Raw genomic sequence first — 17,748 nt, 5'->3', positions numbered from 1 at the left:
GATGACCCAGGAGATTTCATATGCGTGTTCCCTTTCGCTTGATTGGCGGTGTATTGGTCGCAACCCTGCTGACCCAGGTTACCGCTTGCGGCTCGATTTTCTTCCCCGACCGCCGCGGGCAGATTGACGGCAAGATTGACCCGGTCGTAGCGGCGCTGGATGCCGTGGGCCTGCTGTTCTACATCCTCCCCGGCCTGATCGCTTTTGCGGTCGACTTCGCCACCGGCGCGATTTATCTGGAGCCGGGCAAGACTGCTCATGTAGCCCCGGAAAAACTCAAGGAAGCGATCGGCGCCGACGGCAAGGTCGATAACCACAAGTTGCAGACTATTCTCGAAACGGAACTGGGCCGCAGCTTCCCGCTGGACGACCCACGCCTGATTCAACACAAGGGCAGCGCCCAGCAACTGGCGATGTTCGGCCTGCAACCCGCCGCGTAAACCAGAAGGAAAAGCCGCACTTATGATTTCCAGCTCCGAACACGCCCGCCTGCTGCGGCTGGCCACCCGCGCCTCGGTGGCGGTGGCGTGTACGCTGATCGTCGCCAAAGCCATCGCCTGGTGGTTGAGCGGTTCCGTGAGCATGCTCGCCGGGTTGACCGACTCGGCGCTCGACGGCGTCACGTCGCTGCTCAATCTGCTGGCGGTGCATTACGCCTTGCGCCCGGCCGATGAGGATCACCGTTACGGGCATGGCAAGGCCGAGTCGCTGGCGGGCATGGCCCAGGCGTTGTTCATTGGTGGCAGTGCGGTGTTGATTGCGTTGCAGGCGTTTGAACGACTGCAACATCCGGAGCCTGTGGGTGCGCCGTGGATCAGCATCGGCGTGATTGTGCTGTCCCTGGCGCTGACGCTGGCGTTGCTGATGTTGCAACATCGCGTCGTCAAGGCCACCGGCTCCAACGCAGTACGCGCGGACTCGTTGCATTACCGCTCGGACCTGCTGCTCAACGGCAGCATTCTCGTGGCGCTGGTGCTGGCCGGGTTTGGCTGGCATCAGGTCGACCCTTGGTTCGGTCTGGGGATTGCCGCGTATATTCTCTGGAGCGCGATTCAGATTGCCCGGGAAAGTTTTACGGTGTTGATGGATGAAGAACTGCCACCGGATGTCAGTCAGCACATGCTTGAACTGGCGTGCAGCGTGCCGGGGGTTTTGGGTGCGCATGATCTGCGCACGCGGGTTTCCGGTAGCCAGTGGTTCGTGCAATTGCACCTGGAATTGCCGGGGGATTTGACCTTGTCAGTCGCCCATGGCATCAGCGATCAGGCCGCCGATGCGATTCACGCCGCCTACCCGCGAGCCGAAGTGCTGGTGCACGCCGACCCGCAGGAAGTGGTGCAGGCCGCCAGGGGTCAGAAACTCACCTGATAACCGCGGCTGCTCAGGCAGTTGCCTTGGGCCTGGCGATAGTTTTGAACCACCGATGGGTCCGGTTGATAGGTCGCGGTTCGCGGGTCGAACCCACTCTGCTGCACCGCGTATTGATAGCACTCGTAACCATCCTGATTGACCTGCTCCGCCGACTGCCCGTTGGCTGGATACGCCTCCACGTCATATCCGTTGCTGGCGACTTGCGGCTGCTGTTGCGGTTGCAAGGTGCCAGCCGGTGGCTCGACCACGACGTAATCCCGGGTGCTCTCCTGATAGGCGTAATACGAGCCTGCCGCCAGGAACAGCACCGCCCCGCCGATCAACACCTGCTCCGCGTAATCCGGCAAATAGCTGACGCGAATCCCGTGCGGTGGTTCGACCACCACATAGCGTGGGCCCAGCGGGCGATACCAGTAACCGCCGGAGTAGAAATAATCCATGCCACGGTAAGGCACGCGGTACTCGCGGTCCGGGAAGCGGTCGATCACGTGTCCCGGGCGATATTGCGGGCCTGGGCCCCAGCCATTTCCGTAGCCACTGGAACGACCCTGATAATGATTGCCATAGGATGGAGCGCCGATATAGCCGTTCCAGCGCTGGTTGTTGTCGTTGCGTCGCGGCATGTCCTGATAGTAACCACGCTGCGGCGGCTGGGTCTGGTGCACGGTGTCGGGCCGGGGCTGGATCGGCAGGTCATTGGCCGGCAGTTGCGGCGGGGGCGGAGGCGATCGGATCGGATTATTGAAGTCAGGCTGCGGGCGGCTCTGCCACTGGCCATTGTTCTGATTCTGGCGGTTGTGCTCGAACTGGCGGTTGTTGTCGCCACGATTGACGTCGTTGTTTTGCGGGTGCTGCGGGTTCTGCTGCTGACCATTATTCTGCGGGTGCGGTTGATTATTACCGCCATGGCCCTGACCGTTTCCCTGATGGTTGTCCGACCCATGCTGGCCGCCATCGGACCCACGGTTTTGCTGATCATCGGCCAGCGATTGCGCAGTGACACTGACGCACAACAAACCAACACCGGCCAACCGCCAGATGCGCGACTTCATGCTTATCCTCACTGCGGGTTAGGGCCCTGTACGTAAGACTGGAAAAGCACAGGCCGGTTCTGCAACAGGTTATCAGTCACGAAACTTATTTATTGAGGACAGAACAGAAACAGCACGCAAAAGAAAAGGGAGACCCGTCGGCCTCCCTTTGAGAACTTCGTCCGTGCTCGACGCTTATGACGTCGGCTCACCTCACGCCGTCTTCTGGACAGTGTGCAGCTCGGGGGCCGGCACATCCCCGGTGGGGGTGGCGGCCGCGGCTGGCCTGGTTGGGCGAGCCGCTGTGGACTGTTTGTCCGAGCAGTGATTCTGGTGATAAGAATAGGCCTGAGGCGCCGGCAGAGGATTGCGAAGATTGCTCAATTAAACATCACTTGCGCAATTTTTAACCCTGGATAGATAATCTTCCGCAATAGTTAAGACAAAGGACTGATTGATGAGCAAACTCGACCGATACGACTTGAGCATTTTGGCGGAATTGCAGCGTGACGCGCGCATCTCCAACCAGGAATTGGCCGAACGCATCGGCCTGTCGCCCTCGCCATGCTCGCGCCGGGTCAAGCAACTGGAAGATGACGGCTATATCTCCCGCCAGGTCGCCCTGCTGGACCGCAAGATGCTCGGTTTGAGCCTGACGGCTTACGTGCTGATCGGTATGGACCGCCACACACCGGAACGATTCGAGAACTTCGAAGCAGCGATTCGTACGTTGCCGCAGGTGCTGGAGTGCAGCCTGGTGACGGGGATGGATGCCGACTATCAGCTGAAGGTGGTGGTGCCGGATATGGATCACTACCAGAAACTGCTGCTGGGGCACCTTACCCGGATTGAAGGGGTAACCAGCGTTCGTTCAAGTTTTGTGCTGAACCAGGTGCTCAATAGTACCGAGCTGCCGTTGACTCATTTGCGCAGCTGAAACAGCCTTCGCTGGCAAGCCAGCTCCTACAGAATTGGTGTGGACCGCAATTTCGCGGCCGACACCAATTCTGTAGGAGCTGGCTTGTCGGGTCGCCGCATCGCAGCGAAGGGGCCGGCCCAGGCGACGAATGCCTGCGACACACCGACGCAGGTCAATACTTCGCCAATTCCCCGTGGCGTATACTCCAGCGCCTTTTAGTCTCGCCCACGCTGGAGATGTTCGATGGATCCTGCAGTATTTGAAGAATGGATGATGACTGGCCTTGTCAGCATCCTGATCATTTTCATGGGTTTCATCGTCTGGGATCTGGCGAAGAAGTCCAAGGCCGGGCGCTTTGGCTCGCTCATATTGTTCTTTGTACTGGGTCTGGGCGTGGCCGCGTTCGTGATCAAAAGCGTGGTGATCGGCCTGATCGAATCCGGCACGTTATAAACGCGCCGGTACTTCCTTCCACTGGCCCTGATCGAGCCCTTCGATCGTCCAGTCGCCGATTCTGACCCGCACCAGACGCAATGTCGGCAAGCCGACCGCCGCCGTCATGCGCCGTACCTGACGGTTACGCCCCTCGCGAATCACCAGCTCCAGCCAGCTCGTCGGCACGCTTTTGCGAAAGCGCACGGGCGGGTTGCGTGGCCACAGTTCAGGCTCGTCCAACTGCCGCGCTTCGGCCGGCAAGGTCATGCCGTCGTTCAGTTCGACACCGTCACGCAAACGCTGCAATTGCTCGGCACTCGGCTCGCCGTCCACCTGCACCCAATAGGTCTTGGCCAGTTTGTGTTTCGGGTCAGCAATCCGCGCCTGGAGCTGGCCGTCGTTGGTCAGCAAAAGCAAACCTTCACTGTCGCGGTCCAGCCGTCCTGCCGGGTAAATCCCCGGGATGTCGATGTAATCCTTGAGCGTCGCCCGCCCTTCGCCGTCGCTGAATTGGGTCAGCACATCAAAAGGTTTGTTGAACAGAATCAGCTTCGGCTCGGCCGGCGGTACTTTGGCGACACGGCGCGGGGCTGAGGAGGATGGTGCAGGCTTTGCGCCAGGGCGACTAGATACGGGACGTTGGGGACGAGACATGGGGAAAGAAACATCTAACGGTCAGGGCTGCTAATGCTAGTGCCCTGACCGCTAAATGACCATGACAACCGTTAGCGAAACGGTGGCTCGTCGAAGCTGCGCAGTTTGCGCGAGTGCAGCGAGTTGAGTTCGGTACGTAACAGGTCCACTGCCTCGATGCCGATCTTCAAGTGCTGGCTGACCGCACGCTCATAGAAAGCGTTGGCCGAGCCCGGCAACTTGATTTCACTGTGCAACGGTTTGTCCGAGACACACAGCAACGTGCCGTAGGGAACGCGTAAACGATAGCCTTGGGCGGCGATGGTGCCGCTTTCCATGTCCACCGCCACGGCGCGGGACAGGTTGATCAGTGGACGCTCCTGAGCCCAACGCAGCTCCCAGTTGCGGTCGTCGTAAGTCAGTACGGTGCCGGTGCGCAGGCGTTTTTTCAGCTCATCGCCTTTTTCGCCGGTGATATTGGCCGCCGCTTGCTGCAACGCCATCTGCACTTCAGCCAAGGCCGGAATCGGAATGTTCGGCGGTACGACCCGGTCGAGAATCCCGTCGCGGCGCATGTAAGCGTGCGCCAGTACGTAGTCGCCAATGGTCTGCGACTGACGCAAGCCGCCGCAGTGTCCGATCATCAGCCAGCAATGCGGACGCAGCACGGCCAAGTGGTCGGTGATGTTTTTGGCGTTGGACGGGCCGACGCCGATGTTCACCAGGGTCACGCCGTGGCCGTCGCTGGCGATCAGGTGATAGGCCGGCATCTGATAGCGGTGCCAGACCACACCGGCGGCAATCGCCGAGGCTTCGCCGTGGTCCATGCTTTTTTCGATGATCACGTTGCCCGGCAGAACCATGCGCACGAAGCGCTGATCGCTGCGCAATTGCTCCAGGCCATGGACGATGAACTGGTCAACGTAGCGGTGGTAGTTGGTCAGCAGAATCCATGGCTGCACATGACGCCAGTCACTGCCGGTGTAATGCACCAGTCGGCGCAGGGAGAAATCCACCCGGGCGGCGTCGAACAGCGCCAGTGGCAACGGGTCGGTGTTTTCCCAATCGTACAAACCATCGGCAATGCCATCGGTCGCGGCCGACAAATCGGTACTCGGGAACACGCGCGCCAGCACAGCAGCGGTCACGCCGGAGCCGGCCAGTTCATCGCCCTGTTCGACCACGTACGGATAAGGAATGTTTTGCTGGCTGATGCCGACTTCGACGGTCACGGTGAAGTCGTGCATCAACGGCACTAGTTGTTCCAGCAGGTATTTACGGAAAGCGGCCGGATGGGTGACGGTGACGCTGTAGGTCCCCGGCAGTTGAACCTTGGCATAGGCGCGCGTGGTCTGCGGGACTTCGCCCTGGCAGTGATAGGTCAGACGCAGTTCGGGATAACGAAACATCGCACGCTGTTCGGCGTCCGGTTCGACACGATCCTTGAGGTAACGCTTGAGCGCCTGATTCAGCGCGGTGGTTGCACGATTGTGCAAGAGCGCAAGCCGGTCCACGGCTTGCTCGGCGGTTTGAACGACAATAAAAGCTTCGGTCACGATCAGCATCCTGTGTTCTGACTTGCAGACCTTCATCTTGCCTGCATCGTCGCTTCACGGGAACAGTGGCGTGTTGGCCATACGCCAATCGCGATGAACAATTACCCCTGTGGGAGCGAGCCTGCTCGCGATGGCGGAGTGTCAGCCAACATCAATGTTGAAGTTGAATCGCCTTCGCGAGCAGGCTCGCTCCCACAGGGGTTCTGTGTCGTTCACATAAGCGGAGTCGACCGGGCGACAATCGCCTCTACATCCAGCCCACGCGGCAACGCGCCATACACCCGACCGGCGGAACCAAGACGGCTGGCGATAAACGCATCGCTGACCGCCGCGTTCCCCGCCTCCAGCAACAGCTTGGCCTGAAGCCCCAAGGCGATGTCTTCGGTGAGTTGCCGCGCGCGGTATTGAATGTCGCTGGTGTCCTTGAACGCCGCCTGCAACTGATTGATGTGCGCGGCCAGGCGTTTGTCACCATGACCATCGCCCAATTCGCTGAATAGCACGTCGAGCACACCTGGCTCTTTCGACAGCGCCCGCAGCACATCCAGGCACTGTACGTTGCCGGAACCTTCCCATGTCGAATTGACCGGTGCCTCACGGTACAGGCGCGGCAGGATGCTTTCTTCGACGTACCCGGCGCCGCCCATGCATTCAGCGGCTTCGTTGATCATGGCGGGCGCGCGTTTGCAGATCCAGTATTTGCCCACTGCCGTCACCAGTCGGGCGAATTTCGCTTCATGGCTGTCGTCCAGATGATCCAGCGCCTTGCCCATGCGCAGGCTCAAGGCCAGGGCGGCCTCACTTTCCAGCGCCAGATCGGCGAGCACGTTTTGCATCAACGGCTGTTCGCTGAGCAGCTTGCCGCCGACCGAGCGGTGAGCGCAGTGATGGCTGGCCTGGGTCAGGGCCTGGCGCATCAATGCGCTGGAACCGACCATGCAATCGAAGCGGGTCATGGCGACCATTTCGATGATGGTTGGCACGCCCCGCCCTTCTTCGCCGACCATCCACGCCAACGCGCCACGAAATTCCACTTCGCTGGAGGCGTTGGAGCAATTGCCGAGTTTGTTTTTCAGGCGCTGGATGTAGAACTGATTGCGCGTGTCGTCGGGACGATGGCGCGGCAGCAAGAAACAGGTCAACCCCTTGTCAGTCTGCGCCAGGGTCAGGAAGGCATCGCACATCGGTGCCGAGCAGAACCACTTGTGACCGACCAGTTCGTAAGCCTGGCCCGGACCGCTGGCGCCGATCGGATACGCCTTGGTGGTGTTGGCGCGCACGTCGGTGCCGCCCTGCTTCTCGGTCATGGCCATGCCGATGGTCACACCGGCCTTGTGCGCCATGCCGACGTTGCGCGGGTCGTATTCAGTAGAAAGGATTTTCGGCAGCCACTGCTCAGCCAGGTCCGGTTGCAGGCGCATTGCCGGAACGCTGGCGAAGGTCATGGTCAATGGGCAACCGCTTCCGGCTTCGGCCTGGCTGTGCAGATAACTCATGGACGCTCGGGCCACATGCGCACCGGACTGCGGATGTGCCCAAGGCAACGAGGTCAGCCCGTGCTCGACCGCGGTGCGCATCAATTGGTGATAGGCCGGGTGGAACTCCACTAAATCGATACGGTGGCCATAACGGTCATGGCTGACGAATACCGGTTTGTTTTGGTTGGCCGCAAATCCGGCCTCCATCAGCGGCCCGCCTGCCAGTGCGCCATACGCGTCGATCCGCGACTCGGCCCAACAGGCCCCGAACCGCCGCGACCATTCTTGCAACGGCAAGTCGATGCGATAAAGGTTGGTGCCGTCCAGCGACGGAGGCTGGTTGGTGACTTCGTGGGTTTCGGCAAACTGATGCAGGTTCATGACGGGGGCTCCTTTGGGTCAGCCAAGGGAGTCAGTTAAGCACTGCCCAGAGACTGAACAAAGTGGCATATCCGCCTAACTGTCGGCGCTTTCGCCCTAGCCTGGGCACAACACACGACGATAGAGCGCGGCCTGTAAATCTTCGAATTTTACCGGTTTGTTCAAGTAATCGATCGAGTCTGCGGTCGGGCAACGTTCACGATCAACACTCAGAGCCACCACGAACACCGGCAATTCGGCGCAACCCGGCAAGGCGCGGATCTGGCAGCACAGGGAGATGCCGTCTTGAGGCGGCAACTGACAATCGACCAGCACCGCATCAAAGGTTTCACGCTGCAATTGATCGAGCGCGTTCAGACCGTTGTCGGCGGAACGCACCCGGAACCCGAGTTTAAGCAACATACCGCGCATCACTAACTGATTGACGCTGTTGTCATCCACCAGCAATACGCTGCAATCCTGAGGCAAGCGCAAACGCGCAAGATCGCCGCTCATCAACGGTATGGGCGGTCGCTCTACCACCGGCACTTCAAAGTCGACATCAAGCTGGAAGCGGCTACCACTGCCCGGCTCGGAGCGGTGCGTCAGGCGCCCACCGAGCAGTTCGACCAGTTGCCGACAAATCGCCAGCCCCACGCCCAAACCGCCGTATTCGCGAGTCATTGAACCGTCGAGCTGGAAGAAACGCTGATACATCGTCGCCTCCCCCAGATCGGTGAAGCCGATACCCGTGTCGATTACCGCAAACGACAACGACAGCCGACCGTTTTCCACTGGCTTGCCCGTCACCCGCAACGCCAGCCCACCGACCCGAGTGAACTTGATCGCGTTATCCAGCAGGCACTCCAGGCATTGCGTGAGTTTGGCGCTGTCACCGTGCAAGCGGTCCGGCAGCCCCGGCGTGACGTCAACTTTGAAGTCCAGCGATTTGCTCGATGCGTTGCCCTCGAACTGCGCGCGCAAGGCATCGACCACGCCCCGCAAGCTGAACACTGCAGGGGAGGCCTTGAGCTTGCCGGCCTGCAATTCGGTCAGGGTCAGGATGCCATTGACCATGCGCATCATGTCCCGCGCGGAACCGGCGGCAGTTTGCTGGTATTGCTCCAGTTCAGGGTCCATCTCGACGGTCTGCATCAACTCCAGCGAACCGATCACACCGTTCATGGGGGTGCGCAATTCGTGGGTCAGGGTGGCGAGGAATTCATCCTTGAGCTTGTTACTGTGAGCCAGTTGCTGGTTCAGCATTTCGAGTTTTTGACCTGCATCAAACAGCGTTTGCGCTTGTTGCTCGCGCATGGCGTTGATTCGGTCAGCCAGGGCCAGCGACAGCAAGGCAACTTCGATTGCTGAGCCTATCTGGCTCGAATACATGGTCAGGAACACGTTGGGCAGGTAACCCAGCACCATCAGCGTGTTGACGATGCCGCCGAGCAAAAACGCCGACCAGGCAATGATGAAATACCGCGCCACACGCAAGCCACGCAACCAGGCAAACAACCCGGCGGCGAAAATCACCACCGTGAAGGTCAAGGCCAATGCGGTGGCCAGACGCAAGGCCAGGGCGTAACTGGCCATCAATGACAGCCCGATCACCACCGCGCCGAATGCAATCAATGCCAGCAGCAAGCGATCGAGCCAGCGCCCGTAAGACCCTGTCTGCAGGAAGCTACGGGCGAACTGGCTGCCGAACAGCCCGGCGCAACCGATGAAGAACGGTGTTGCTGCGTTGGCCCACCACGGGTTATTCGGCCAGAAATATTGCACGGCCGCGCCGTTGACTGACAGCTGATACAACCCGAACGAGGCGATATAGAAGATGTAATAGAGGTAGCTGGTGTCGCGCACGCTGAGGTAGATGAACAGGTTGTAAACCAGCATCCCCAACAACACGCCATAGATCAGCCCCAACACATAAAGCCGGACCGGCTGTTCTTCGAGGAAAGCGGTGCTCGACCACAAGGTGACCGGCGCCTGGATCGAGCCTTCACTTTGCAGGCGCAGGTACACCGTTTGTGCCTGGTCAGGCGTGAAATTCAAATCGAACAGGTAGTTGTTCTGACGGATCGCGCGCGTGGCAAACGGCAAGGCATCACCGGTCTGGCGCACCAATTGATAGCTGCCGGTAGCATCGGGCAAGTACAGATCGAGGTGATCAAGGGGCGGATAGGCCAGTTCGAGCAGCCAGGTGCGTTGTGCCTCCGGGTTGGTCGGACGATAGTGCAGGTCGATTTTCAGCCAGAACGCCGAACGCGAATAGCCGGCGTTGAGTGTCGCTTTGTCGTGGGTCTTGAAGTTTCCAGCCGCAGCTTGCGCGCGGACATCGGCGATGGTCGCCTGACCGCCCGCGTCTTCGAACACTTGCAGGCTTTTGCCCAAGGGCAGGCTTTGAGTGAACTCGTCGAACTCGACGGCGCTCGCCATGAGGGGCAAGCAAAGCAGCAACATCAGCAAATAGCGCATTTAAGCCCCAGCGTGGCCTGTCCGGTTATCTCAGGAAGCCCCTCATTCCTTTTGAGTAGACGTAAAACCGGCATTACCTGTTATTGGTTTGGATCCACTCTAGCATAGCCGTTGATGGCCTTTGAACACCATTGAAATATTTACAGCAAGGCTCTAGAACGGGCGTTCCAGCGGCAACCATTGATATAGAGCTGTTTGCCCGGTCAGAGTGAGAGAATGACGCTGCTGCCTACCGCATTCCTGTAGCAACTGGCGAAGCCTGCGTCGGCCGGTCCGTCTCATGACTCGTTGGTCGACTGGTGGTAAGCTCGCGCACCATGAATATCTACAGCTCTCGCCCCGTTGTCCTCTGTCTCTCCGGCCACGACCCAAGTGGTGGCGCCGGCTTGCAGGCAGATATCGAAGCCCTGCTCGCTCAGGGTTGTCATGCGGCCCCGGCCGTCACCGCCCTGACCGTGCAAGACACGGTCAACGTCACTGACTTTCGCGTCCTCGACCGTGAGTGGGTGTTGGCCCAGGCCAATGCCGTACTCAACGATTCCGAAGTCGCCGCGGTCAAACTGGGCATGCTCGGTTCCCTGGAGATGGTCGACACGGTAGTCGAACTGCTCTTGGCGCACCCACACCTGCCAGTGGTCTGCGACCCGGTGCTGCGCGCCGGCGGTGGCGGACGACTGGGCAAGGACGAAGTCGGCTATGCCATGCGCGAACGCCTGCTGCCACTTTCGATCATTGCCACCCCTAACCTTCCCGAAGCGCGCATCCTCGCCGAACTGCCCGAAGGCACCGCCGACGAGTGCGCCGAAAAACTGCTGCCATTCGTCAAACACCTGCTGATCACCGGCGGCCATGGCGACGAACACGAAATACACAATCGCCTGTACAGCCGCGACGGCCACCGCGAAACCTTCACCTGCCAGCGCTTGCCCGGCAGTTATCACGGTTCCGGTTGCACATTGGCCAGCGCCCTGGCCGGTCGTCTGGCCCAAGGTGAAAACCTCGTTAGCGCCGTGCAGACCGCGCTTAACTACACATGGCGAACCCTGCGTGATGCGGAGCAATTGGGCAAAGGCCAGTTCGTGCCGCGCCGCCTGCCGCTGGATTTCTGTTCGTAACTTTCTATTAGTCATGCGGTGAGGCTTGTTCGATGAAACTACGTGGCCTGTACGCTATTACCGACAGACAGTTGCTGGCCGGTAAACTGCTTGAGTACGTGGAGGCGGCGCTGGAAGGCGGCGTCACCCTGCTGCAGTACCGCGACAAGAGCAGCGACGAGGCCCGACGCCTGCGCGAGGCCGAAGCCTTGCGCGATCTGTGCGACCGCTATAAAACCCAGCTGATCATCAATGACGATGCCGAACTGGCCGCACGCCTGAACGTCGGCGTGCACCTGGGCCAGACCGATGGTCCGTTGTCGCCGACCCGCGCTCTGCTCGGCTCCAAAGCCATCATCGGTTCGACCTGCCACGCGCAACTCGAACTCGCCGAACAAGCCGCGAAGGAAGGCGCCAGTTATGTCGCCTTCGGTCGTTTCTTCAACTCCAACACCAAACCCGGCGCCCCCACTTGCAGCCTCGAACTGCTCGACCAGGCCCGCCGCACACTGCACCTGCCGATTTGCGCGATTGGCGGCATCACCCTGGAAAACGCCGCGCCACTGGTGGCCCATGGGGTTGATCTGCTGGCGGTCGTCCACGGTCTGTTTGGCGCCGAGAGCCCGGCTGAAGTGACACGCCGCGCCCGCGCCTTTAATGAATTACTTAAAATCTGATTTGAGAGCCCGACCATGTCTCGTTCCGAAACCCTGTTTGCCAATGCCCAGAAACACATTCCCGGGGGCGTGAACTCGCCTGTTCGCGCGTTCAAAAGCGTGGGTGGCACCCCGCTGTTTTTCAAACACGCTGAAGGCGCCTACGTCACCGACGAAGACGACAAGCGTTATGTCGATTACGTGGGTTCATGGGGCCCGATGATCCTCGGCCACAGCCATCCGGACGTGCTGGACGCGGTGCGTAAACAGCTGGAACACGGGTTGTCCTACGGCGCCCCGACCGCGATGGAAACCGAGATGGCCGACCTGGTCTGCTCGATCGTGCCGTCGATGGAAATGGTGCGCATGGTCAGTTCCGGCACTGAAGCGACCATGAGCGCGATCCGCCTGGCCCGTGGTTTCACTGGCCGCGACAACATCATCAAGTTTGAAGGCTGCTACCACGGTCACTCCGACAGCCTGCTGGTCAAGGCCGGTTCCGGCGCATTGACCCAAGGCGTACCGAGCTCGGCCGGCGTGCCGGCGGACTTCGCCAAACACACCCTGACCCTGCCGTTCAATGACATTGACGCGGTAGAAGCCATGCTCGCCGAAGTCGGCCAGGACGTGGCGTGCATCATCGTCGAGCCGGTTGCCGGCAACATGAACTGCGTACCGCCGGCACCGGGCTTCCTCGAAGGCCTGCGGACCCTGTGCGACAAACATGGCGTGGTACTGATTTTCGACGAAGTGATGACCGGTTTCCGCGTTGCCCTTGGCGGTGCCCAGGCACACTTCGGCGTGACGCCGGACCTGAGCACGTTTGGCAAGATCATCGGCGGCGGCATGCCAGTCGGCTGCTTCGGCGGCAAACGCGAAATCATGTCGCACATCGCGCCACTGGGCCCGGTGTACCAGGCGGGCACGTTGTCGGGTAACCCGCTGGCCATGGCCGCCGGCCTGACCACCCTGCGCCTGATCAGCCGTCCGGGCTTCCATGCCGAACTGAGCGACTACACCAGCCGCCTGCTCGACGGCCTGCAACAGCGCGCCGATGCCGCGGGTATTCCATTCGTGACCACGCAGGCCGGCGGCATGTTCGGTCTGTACTTCAGTGGCGCTGACGACATCGTGACCTTCGATGACGTGATGGCCAGCGACGCGGCCCTGTTCGGTCGCTTCTTCCACTTGATGCTCGATGGCGGGGTGTACCTGGCGCCGAGCGCTTTCGAAGCCGGCTTCACCTCGATCGCCCATGGCGAAGTCGAGTTGAAACTGACGCTGGATGCCGCTGAGCGTGCATTCGCCGCATTGAAATAACGCCTTACCGCTGACGTTGGCGACTGCCAGCGTCAGCTTTTACCTACATCCGCACCGTTCTTCCTACGCTACTGCTAATAATCTCCCGCAAATTGGGCGATATATTCCCCGCGCAGCAGAAAAACGAGTAAAGACTTTGTAAGGTTGGCCCTGCTTATTTCATAATGCGCGCTTATTGGATCCCTCGATGGGTCCGCGCGCCCTTCAGAGGTAAGTCGATTCTCATGAACCGCACCGGCCGCGCCCTTTCATTGGGCTGCCTGTTGCTCCTTCAGCCCCTGCTCGCGCTCGCACAAGCAGGCGGCAACTCGTTGTTAATCCCAGCGATGGGTCGCTGCACCCTCAATACTCAGCCGCAAGACCTGACGCAAGCGCTCGCCGCCTGCCAGAAAGCGTCGGATGAAGGGGATGCGCAAGCGCAATACGAGTTGGGTGAGTTCTACTACAACGGCAAAAACACGCCGCGCGACCTCAATAAAGCCCTCAGCTATTTCGAAAAGGCCTCACTGCAAGGCCACGCCCAGGCGCAATTCAAACTGGGCACCATGTTTTTCCGAGGCGAAGGCGTTCAGGCCAATAACGTTCAGGCTTACATTCTGCTGAAAATGGCTGCGGTCAACGGCGCTGAAGATGCACTGGACACCGCCGACGAAGTCACCGAGAAAATGCCGCGCGAAGAACTTGAAGTGGCTACCCAAGTGCTGGGGCAAATCTTTCGTAAATATCTGATGGAATTGCAGAGCGCGGATGGGCGTACGCCTTTCTCGCCGCTTCCCTGATTTCTGTATTGATCTGACTGGCCCCATCGCGAGCAGGCTCGCTCCCACAATGAAACTCCAGTGTTAACAAATGTTGTGTTCACAGGAGATCAATTGTGGGAGCGAGCCTGCTCGCGATTGGAGCAACTCGGTCTTGAAGCTTACTTCTCAGGCATCGGCATCGGAAACGGCATGACATTGCCGACCGCGCCACGGGCTTCGCTGATTTTCGGTGTGCCCAGACGCTCTACCTCGTCGATGCGCACAATCGAATGCATCGGCACAAAACTGCGCACCACGCCTTCAAACTGAGCCTTGAGCTTTTCTTCGCTCGGATCGACGACCACTTGCGTGCGCTCGCCAAAGACGAACTCTTCCACTTCCAGAAAGCCCCACAGATCACTTTGATAGATCTGCTTGGCATACATTTCGTACACCTGGCCCTGGTTGAGGAAAATCACCTTGTAGATTGGAGCTTCACGTTTGGTCATGGTGGGCGAGCAACACATTTGGGATAAAAATGAGGGCGCGAACTATAGCATAGCCACCGGACGCACAACGGTAGGAACCTTGGGACATGTTCCCTATAATGCGCGGTTCTTTGAATCACGTGATGACTGTATCCATGGCCAAGAAGCTTTACATCGAAACCCACGGTTGCCAGATGAACGAGTACGACAGCTCGCGCATGGTCGACTTGCTGGGTGAACACCAGGCCCTGGAAGTCACCGCTCGCGCTGAAGACGCCGACGTGATCCTGCTCAACACATGCTCGATTCGCGAGCGCGCCCAGGACCGGGTGTACTCCCAGCTCGGCCGCTGGCGCGAACTGAAACTCGCCAACCCGGACATGGTGATCGCCGTCGGCGGTTGCGTGGCCAGTCAGGAAGGCGCCGCCATTCGTGATCGCGCGCCGTACGTGGATGTGGTCTTCGGCCCGCAAACCCTGCACCGCCTGCCGGAAATGATCGACGCCGCACGCGCCACCAAATTGCCGCAAGTCGACGTCTCGTTCCCGGAAATCGAAAAATTCGACCATTTGCCCGAGCCGCGCATCGATGGCCCGAGTGCCTACGTGTCGGTCATGGAAGGTTGCAGCAAGTACTGCACCTTCTGTGTGGTGCCCTACACCCGTGGCGAAGAAGTCAGCCGCCCGTTCGACGACGTGATTGCCGAGATCATTCACCTGGCCGAAAACGGCGTGCGCGAAGTGACGCTGCTGGGTCAGAACGTCAACGGGTATCGCGGCACTACGCACGACGGGCGCTTGGCTGATCTGGCCGAACTGATCCGCGTTGTGGCCGCTGTCGACGGCATCGACCGGATTCGCTACACCACGTCGCACCCGCTGGAATTCTCCGACAGCCTGATCCAGGCCCACGCCGATGTGCCGGAACTGGTGAAACACTTGCACCTGCCGGTGCAGTCGGGTTCAGACCGAATTCTCTCGGCGATGAAACGCAACCACACCGCGCTGGAATACAAATCCAAACTGCGCAAATTGCGGGCCGCCGTGCCGGGGATCTGCATCAGTTCGGACTTCATCGTCGGCTTCCCGGGTGAAACCGAGAAAGACTTCGAACAGACCATGAAGTTGATTGAAGACGTCGGCTTCGACTTTTCCTATTCATTCGTCTACAGCCAGCGCCCAGGCACTCCGGCTGCCGACCTGGCCGATGAAACGCCCGAAGAGCTGAAAAAAGAACGGCTGAACGCCCTGCAACATCGCCTGAACCAGCAAGGCTTCGAGATCAGCCGACAAATGGTCGGCTCGATCCAGCGGATTCTGGTCACCGATTATTCGAAAAAAGACCCTGGCGAGCTACAAGGCCGGACCGAGAATAACCGCATCGTCAATTTCCGCTGCGACAATCCGACCTTGATCGGCCAGTTTGCCGACGTCCACATTGATGCCGCACAACCGCACTCGCTGCGGGGCTCGCTCATTCAATAACACCACACATCACTGTAGGAGCCGAGCTTGCTCGCGATGACGCCAGGTCAGACGACAATCATGTTGAATGCCAGGCAGCCATCGCGAGCAAGCTCGGCTCCTACAGAGATGGTGTTTGAGGTTGGGATATTTAAGAGCTTTCGCACCCAGCCCACTGGCGTTATCCTTGATTTCATCTTAATTGCCCCAGGGCGGCTAAATACGACCTTGAACGCACCCATAGAACCGCATCGTTTCATCCTCGAGCCCTTTGAGGCTCGCCGCTTCGCCAATCTGTGCGGGCAATTCGACGAGCATTTGCGCTTGATCGAACAGCGCCTGACCATCGAGATCCGTAACCGCGGAAACCAGTTCGAATTGATCGGCGAGCCCAAACACACCACCTCCGCGGAAAACCTCCTGCGCCGCCTGTACCGGGAAACCAAAGGTACCGACCTGTCGCCGGACATGGTTCACCTGTTCCTGCAGGAATCGGCCGTCGAAGAGCTGGACAATGTGTCCCCGTCAGAACCCTCCGTAGCGCTGCGCACCAAAAAAGGCATGATTCGCCCTCGCGGCTTGAATCAGCTGCGTTACGTGAAGGAAATTCTCGGCAACGACATCAACTTCGGCATCGGCCCTGCCGGTACTGGCAAAACCTATCTGGCCGTTGCCTGCGCGGTAGACGCGCTGGAGCGTGAGCAGATTCGCCGCATCCTGCTGGTTCGCCCGGCGGTTGAAGCTGGCGAGAAGCTCGGCTTCCTGCCCGGCGACTTGTCGCAGAAGATCGACCCGTACCTGCGCCCGCTCTACGACGCCCTCTACGAAATGCTCGGCTTCGAACACGTCGCCAAGCTGATCGAACGCCAGGTCATCGAAGTCGCGCCGCTGGCTTACATGCGCGGTCGCACGCTGAACAACAGTTTCATCATCCTCGACGAAAGCCAGAACACCACCGTCGAGCAGATGAAGATGTTCCTGACCCGTATCGGCTTTGGCTCCACAGCGGTCATCACCGGTGATATTACCCAGGTCGACTTGCCGAAAGGCACCAAGTCAGGGCTGCACCATGTGATCGAGGTGCTCAAAGACGTGCCGGGCATCAGCTTCACCCATTTCATGCCCAAGGACGTTGTGCGCCATCCACTGGTGCAGCGCATCGTCGAAGCCTACGAGCGCTTCGAGAACCGCGTGGCCGAAGAAGCCCCCAAGGACCACCGCCGCGATGCTTGAGCTTGATCTGCAACTGGCGACACAAGCGTCCGCCCCCACTGAAGCCGAGTTCCGCCAATGGTGCGAACTGGCCTTGCGCCAACGCACTGCCGATTCGGAGATGACCATTCGCCTGGTCGACGAAGCAGAAGGCCGCGAACTGAATCACACCTGGCGGCAAAAGGATTACGCCACTAACGTTCTATCGTTCCCCGCCGATGTACCCGACGAGTTTCTGGATATCCCGCTGCTGGGCGATCTGGTGATCTGCGTGGCCGTGGTTGAGCGCGAAGCGGCCGAACAAGGCAAGGAACTGAAGGCCCATTGGGCACATCTGGTCATTCACGGCTGCTTGCATCTGCTGGGTTACGACCATATAGATGACGACGAAGCCGAAGAAATGGAAGCACTGGAACGAACGTTGCTTGCAGAATTGGGTTATCCGGACCCGTACGCGGACGACGAAACCGAAACATCCCCTATCGTTACAACAAAGGATTCAGAGTAATCG

General features: G+C 59.6%; 17 protein-coding genes. 11 read left to right on the top strand and 6 right to left on the bottom strand.

Translation table 11 applies throughout. The annotated features are described in order from the left end of the window. Window positions 1–20 precede the first annotated feature (20 nt). Window positions 21–440, top strand: a complete 420-nt coding sequence (locus KGB06_RS29780; RefSeq protein WP_223522008.1) for a polyribonucleotide nucleotidyltransferase — start codon at window positions 21–23, stop codon at window positions 438–440. 22 nt (window positions 441–462) lie between these two features. Continuing rightward, window positions 463–1,368: a cation diffusion facilitator family transporter gene (locus KGB06_RS29775; protein ID WP_223522006.1), complete on the top strand. Its 906-nt coding sequence runs from the start codon at window positions 463–465 to the stop codon at window positions 1,366–1,368. Here KGB06_RS29775 and KGB06_RS29770 read toward each other — a convergent pair. Continuing rightward, on the bottom strand, window positions 1,353–2,423 hold the full coding sequence (locus tag KGB06_RS29770) for a DUF6515 family protein (RefSeq protein ID WP_223522004.1): 1,071 nt from the start codon (window positions 2,421–2,423) through the stop codon (window positions 1,353–1,355). The genes KGB06_RS29775 and KGB06_RS29770 overlap by 16 nt on opposite strands. Before the next feature lie 436 nt (window positions 2,424–2,859). Here KGB06_RS29770 and KGB06_RS29765 point away from each other — a divergent pair, with 436 nt between their 5' ends. Both KGB06_RS29765 and KGB06_RS29760 read left to right on the top strand, forming a co-directional pair. Further along, on the top strand, window positions 2,860–3,339 hold the full coding sequence (locus tag KGB06_RS29765) for an Lrp/AsnC family transcriptional regulator (protein ID WP_007937367.1): 480 nt from the start codon (window positions 2,860–2,862) through the stop codon (window positions 3,337–3,339). A 225-nt stretch (window positions 3,340–3,564) separates the two neighbouring features. Next, complete coding sequence (locus tag KGB06_RS29760; protein ID WP_223522002.1) at window positions 3,565–3,774, top strand: DUF2788 domain-containing protein; 210 nt, start codon at window positions 3,565–3,567, stop codon at window positions 3,772–3,774. Here the strand turns inward: KGB06_RS29760 and KGB06_RS29755 are convergent. The 4 genes from KGB06_RS29755 to KGB06_RS29740 all read right to left on the bottom strand — a co-directional run bounded on the left by KGB06_RS29755 (window position 3,769) and on the right by KGB06_RS29740 (window position 10,264). After that, window positions 3,769–4,410 carry a pseudouridine synthase gene (locus KGB06_RS29755; protein ID WP_223522000.1) on the bottom strand — a complete coding sequence of 214 codons (642 nt, stop codon included), beginning with the start codon at window positions 4,408–4,410 and terminating at the stop codon, window positions 3,769–3,771. The genes KGB06_RS29760 and KGB06_RS29755 overlap by 6 nt on opposite strands. Window positions 4,411–4,481: 71 nt before the next feature. Next, window positions 4,482–5,981 (bottom strand): AMP nucleosidase, encoded by a 1,500-nt coding sequence (amn, locus tag KGB06_RS29750; RefSeq protein ID WP_223521998.1) that lies wholly within the window; start codon window positions 5,979–5,981, stop codon window positions 4,482–4,484. A gap of 176 nt (window positions 5,982–6,157) precedes the next feature. Next, window positions 6,158–7,804, bottom strand: coding sequence for an acyl-CoA dehydrogenase family protein (locus KGB06_RS29745; protein ID WP_223521996.1), 1,647 nt, complete (start codon window positions 7,802–7,804; stop codon window positions 6,158–6,160). A 96-nt stretch (window positions 7,805–7,900) separates the two neighbouring features. Then, window positions 7,901–10,264: a hybrid sensor histidine kinase/response regulator gene (locus KGB06_RS29740; RefSeq protein WP_223521994.1), complete on the bottom strand. Its 2,364-nt coding sequence runs from the start codon at window positions 10,262–10,264 to the stop codon at window positions 7,901–7,903. 317 nt (window positions 10,265–10,581) lie between these two features. Here KGB06_RS29740 and KGB06_RS29735 point away from each other — a divergent pair, with 317 nt between their 5' ends. The 4 genes from KGB06_RS29735 to KGB06_RS29720 all read left to right on the top strand — a co-directional run bounded on the left by KGB06_RS29735 (window position 10,582) and on the right by KGB06_RS29720 (window position 14,113). Next, on the top strand, window positions 10,582–11,379 hold the full coding sequence (locus tag KGB06_RS29735) for a hydroxymethylpyrimidine/phosphomethylpyrimidine kinase (RefSeq protein WP_223521993.1): 798 nt from the start codon (window positions 10,582–10,584) through the stop codon (window positions 11,377–11,379). A gap of 32 nt (window positions 11,380–11,411) precedes the next feature. Beyond that, a complete protein-coding gene (thiE, locus tag KGB06_RS29730) occupies window positions 11,412–12,035 on the top strand; it encodes a thiamine phosphate synthase (protein WP_223521992.1) in 624 nt (207 codons plus the stop codon). Between the two features lie 15 nt (window positions 12,036–12,050). Beyond that, window positions 12,051–13,334: a glutamate-1-semialdehyde 2,1-aminomutase gene (gene hemL / locus KGB06_RS29725; protein WP_223521991.1), complete on the top strand. Its 1,284-nt coding sequence runs from the start codon at window positions 12,051–12,053 to the stop codon at window positions 13,332–13,334. A 224-nt stretch (window positions 13,335–13,558) separates the two neighbouring features. Next, the gene (locus KGB06_RS29720; RefSeq protein ID WP_223521990.1) at window positions 13,559–14,113 is read left to right on the top strand and encodes a tetratricopeptide repeat protein; all 555 of its coding nucleotides are present in this window, start codon (window positions 13,559–13,561) and stop codon (window positions 14,111–14,113) included. A 140-nt stretch (window positions 14,114–14,253) separates the two neighbouring features. Here KGB06_RS29720 and KGB06_RS29715 read toward each other — a convergent pair whose 3' ends face one another. After that, window positions 14,254–14,583 (bottom strand): DUF1820 family protein, encoded by a 330-nt coding sequence (locus KGB06_RS29715; RefSeq protein ID WP_007894425.1) that lies wholly within the window; start codon window positions 14,581–14,583, stop codon window positions 14,254–14,256. 134 nt (window positions 14,584–14,717) lie between these two features. Between KGB06_RS29715 and miaB the strand changes: the two genes are divergently transcribed. From miaB to ybeY, 3 genes are all read left to right on the top strand, one after another. After that, entirely contained in the window at window positions 14,718–16,046 is a 1,329-nt protein-coding gene (gene miaB, locus KGB06_RS29710) for a tRNA (N6-isopentenyl adenosine(37)-C2)-methylthiotransferase MiaB (protein ID WP_033049358.1), read from the top strand. Between the two features lie 207 nt (window positions 16,047–16,253). Then, window positions 16,254–17,258 carry a PhoH family protein gene (locus KGB06_RS29705; RefSeq protein ID WP_223521989.1) on the top strand — a complete coding sequence of 335 codons (1,005 nt, stop codon included), beginning with the start codon at window positions 16,254–16,256 and terminating at the stop codon, window positions 17,256–17,258. Beyond that, a complete protein-coding gene (gene ybeY, locus KGB06_RS29700; RefSeq protein WP_223521988.1) occupies window positions 17,251–17,745 on the top strand; it encodes an rRNA maturation RNase YbeY in 495 nt (164 codons plus the stop codon). Before KGB06_RS29705 ends, ybeY begins: the two co-directional genes overlap by 8 nt. The last annotated feature ends 3 nt before the right edge of the window (window positions 17,746–17,748 follow it).

Origin of the sequence: Pseudomonas sp. GL-B-19, from assembly GCF_019956415.1 — a bacterium.
Classification (GTDB): Bacteria; Pseudomonadota; Gammaproteobacteria; order Pseudomonadales; family Pseudomonadaceae; genus Aquipseudomonas.
The sequence above is the reverse complement of the archived record's forward strand: the minus strand, read 5'-3'. Positions and strand labels throughout refer to the sequence as shown.

Coding starts and splice junctions, on each gene's coding strand:
- KGB06_RS29780 (WP_223522008.1), top strand. CDS start 21: ATGCGTGTTCCCTTTCGCTTGATTGGCGGTGTATTGGTCGCAACCCTG.
- KGB06_RS29775 (WP_223522006.1), top strand. CDS start 463: ATGATTTCCAGCTCCGAACACGCCCGCCTGCTGCGGCTGGCCACCCGC.
- KGB06_RS29770 (WP_223522004.1), bottom strand. CDS start 2,423: ATGAAGTCGCGCATCTGGCGGTTGGCCGGTGTTGGTTTGTTGTGCGTC.
- KGB06_RS29765 (WP_007937367.1), top strand. CDS start 2,860: ATGAGCAAACTCGACCGATACGACTTGAGCATTTTGGCGGAATTGCAG.
- KGB06_RS29760 (WP_223522002.1), top strand. CDS start 3,565: ATGGATCCTGCAGTATTTGAAGAATGGATGATGACTGGCCTTGTCAGC.
- KGB06_RS29755 (WP_223522000.1), bottom strand. CDS start 4,410: ATGTCTCGTCCCCAACGTCCCGTATCTAGTCGCCCTGGCGCAAAGCCT.
- amn (WP_223521998.1), bottom strand. CDS start 5,981: ATGAAGGTCTGCAAGTCAGAACACAGGATGCTGATCGTGACCGAAGCT.
- KGB06_RS29745 (WP_223521996.1), bottom strand. CDS start 7,804: ATGAACCTGCATCAGTTTGCCGAAACCCACGAAGTCACCAACCAGCCT.
- KGB06_RS29740 (WP_223521994.1), bottom strand. CDS start 10,264: ATGCGCTATTTGCTGATGTTGCTGCTTTGCTTGCCCCTCATGGCGAGC.
- KGB06_RS29735 (WP_223521993.1), top strand. CDS start 10,582: ATGAATATCTACAGCTCTCGCCCCGTTGTCCTCTGTCTCTCCGGCCAC.
- thiE (WP_223521992.1), top strand. CDS start 11,412: ATGAAACTACGTGGCCTGTACGCTATTACCGACAGACAGTTGCTGGCC.
- hemL (WP_223521991.1), top strand. CDS start 12,051: ATGTCTCGTTCCGAAACCCTGTTTGCCAATGCCCAGAAACACATTCCC.
- KGB06_RS29720 (WP_223521990.1), top strand. CDS start 13,559: ATGAACCGCACCGGCCGCGCCCTTTCATTGGGCTGCCTGTTGCTCCTT.
- KGB06_RS29715 (WP_007894425.1), bottom strand. CDS start 14,583: ATGACCAAACGTGAAGCTCCAATCTACAAGGTGATTTTCCTCAACCAG.
- miaB (WP_033049358.1), top strand. CDS start 14,718: ATGGCCAAGAAGCTTTACATCGAAACCCACGGTTGCCAGATGAACGAG.
- ybeY (WP_223521988.1), top strand. CDS start 17,251: ATGCTTGAGCTTGATCTGCAACTGGCGACACAAGCGTCCGCCCCCACT.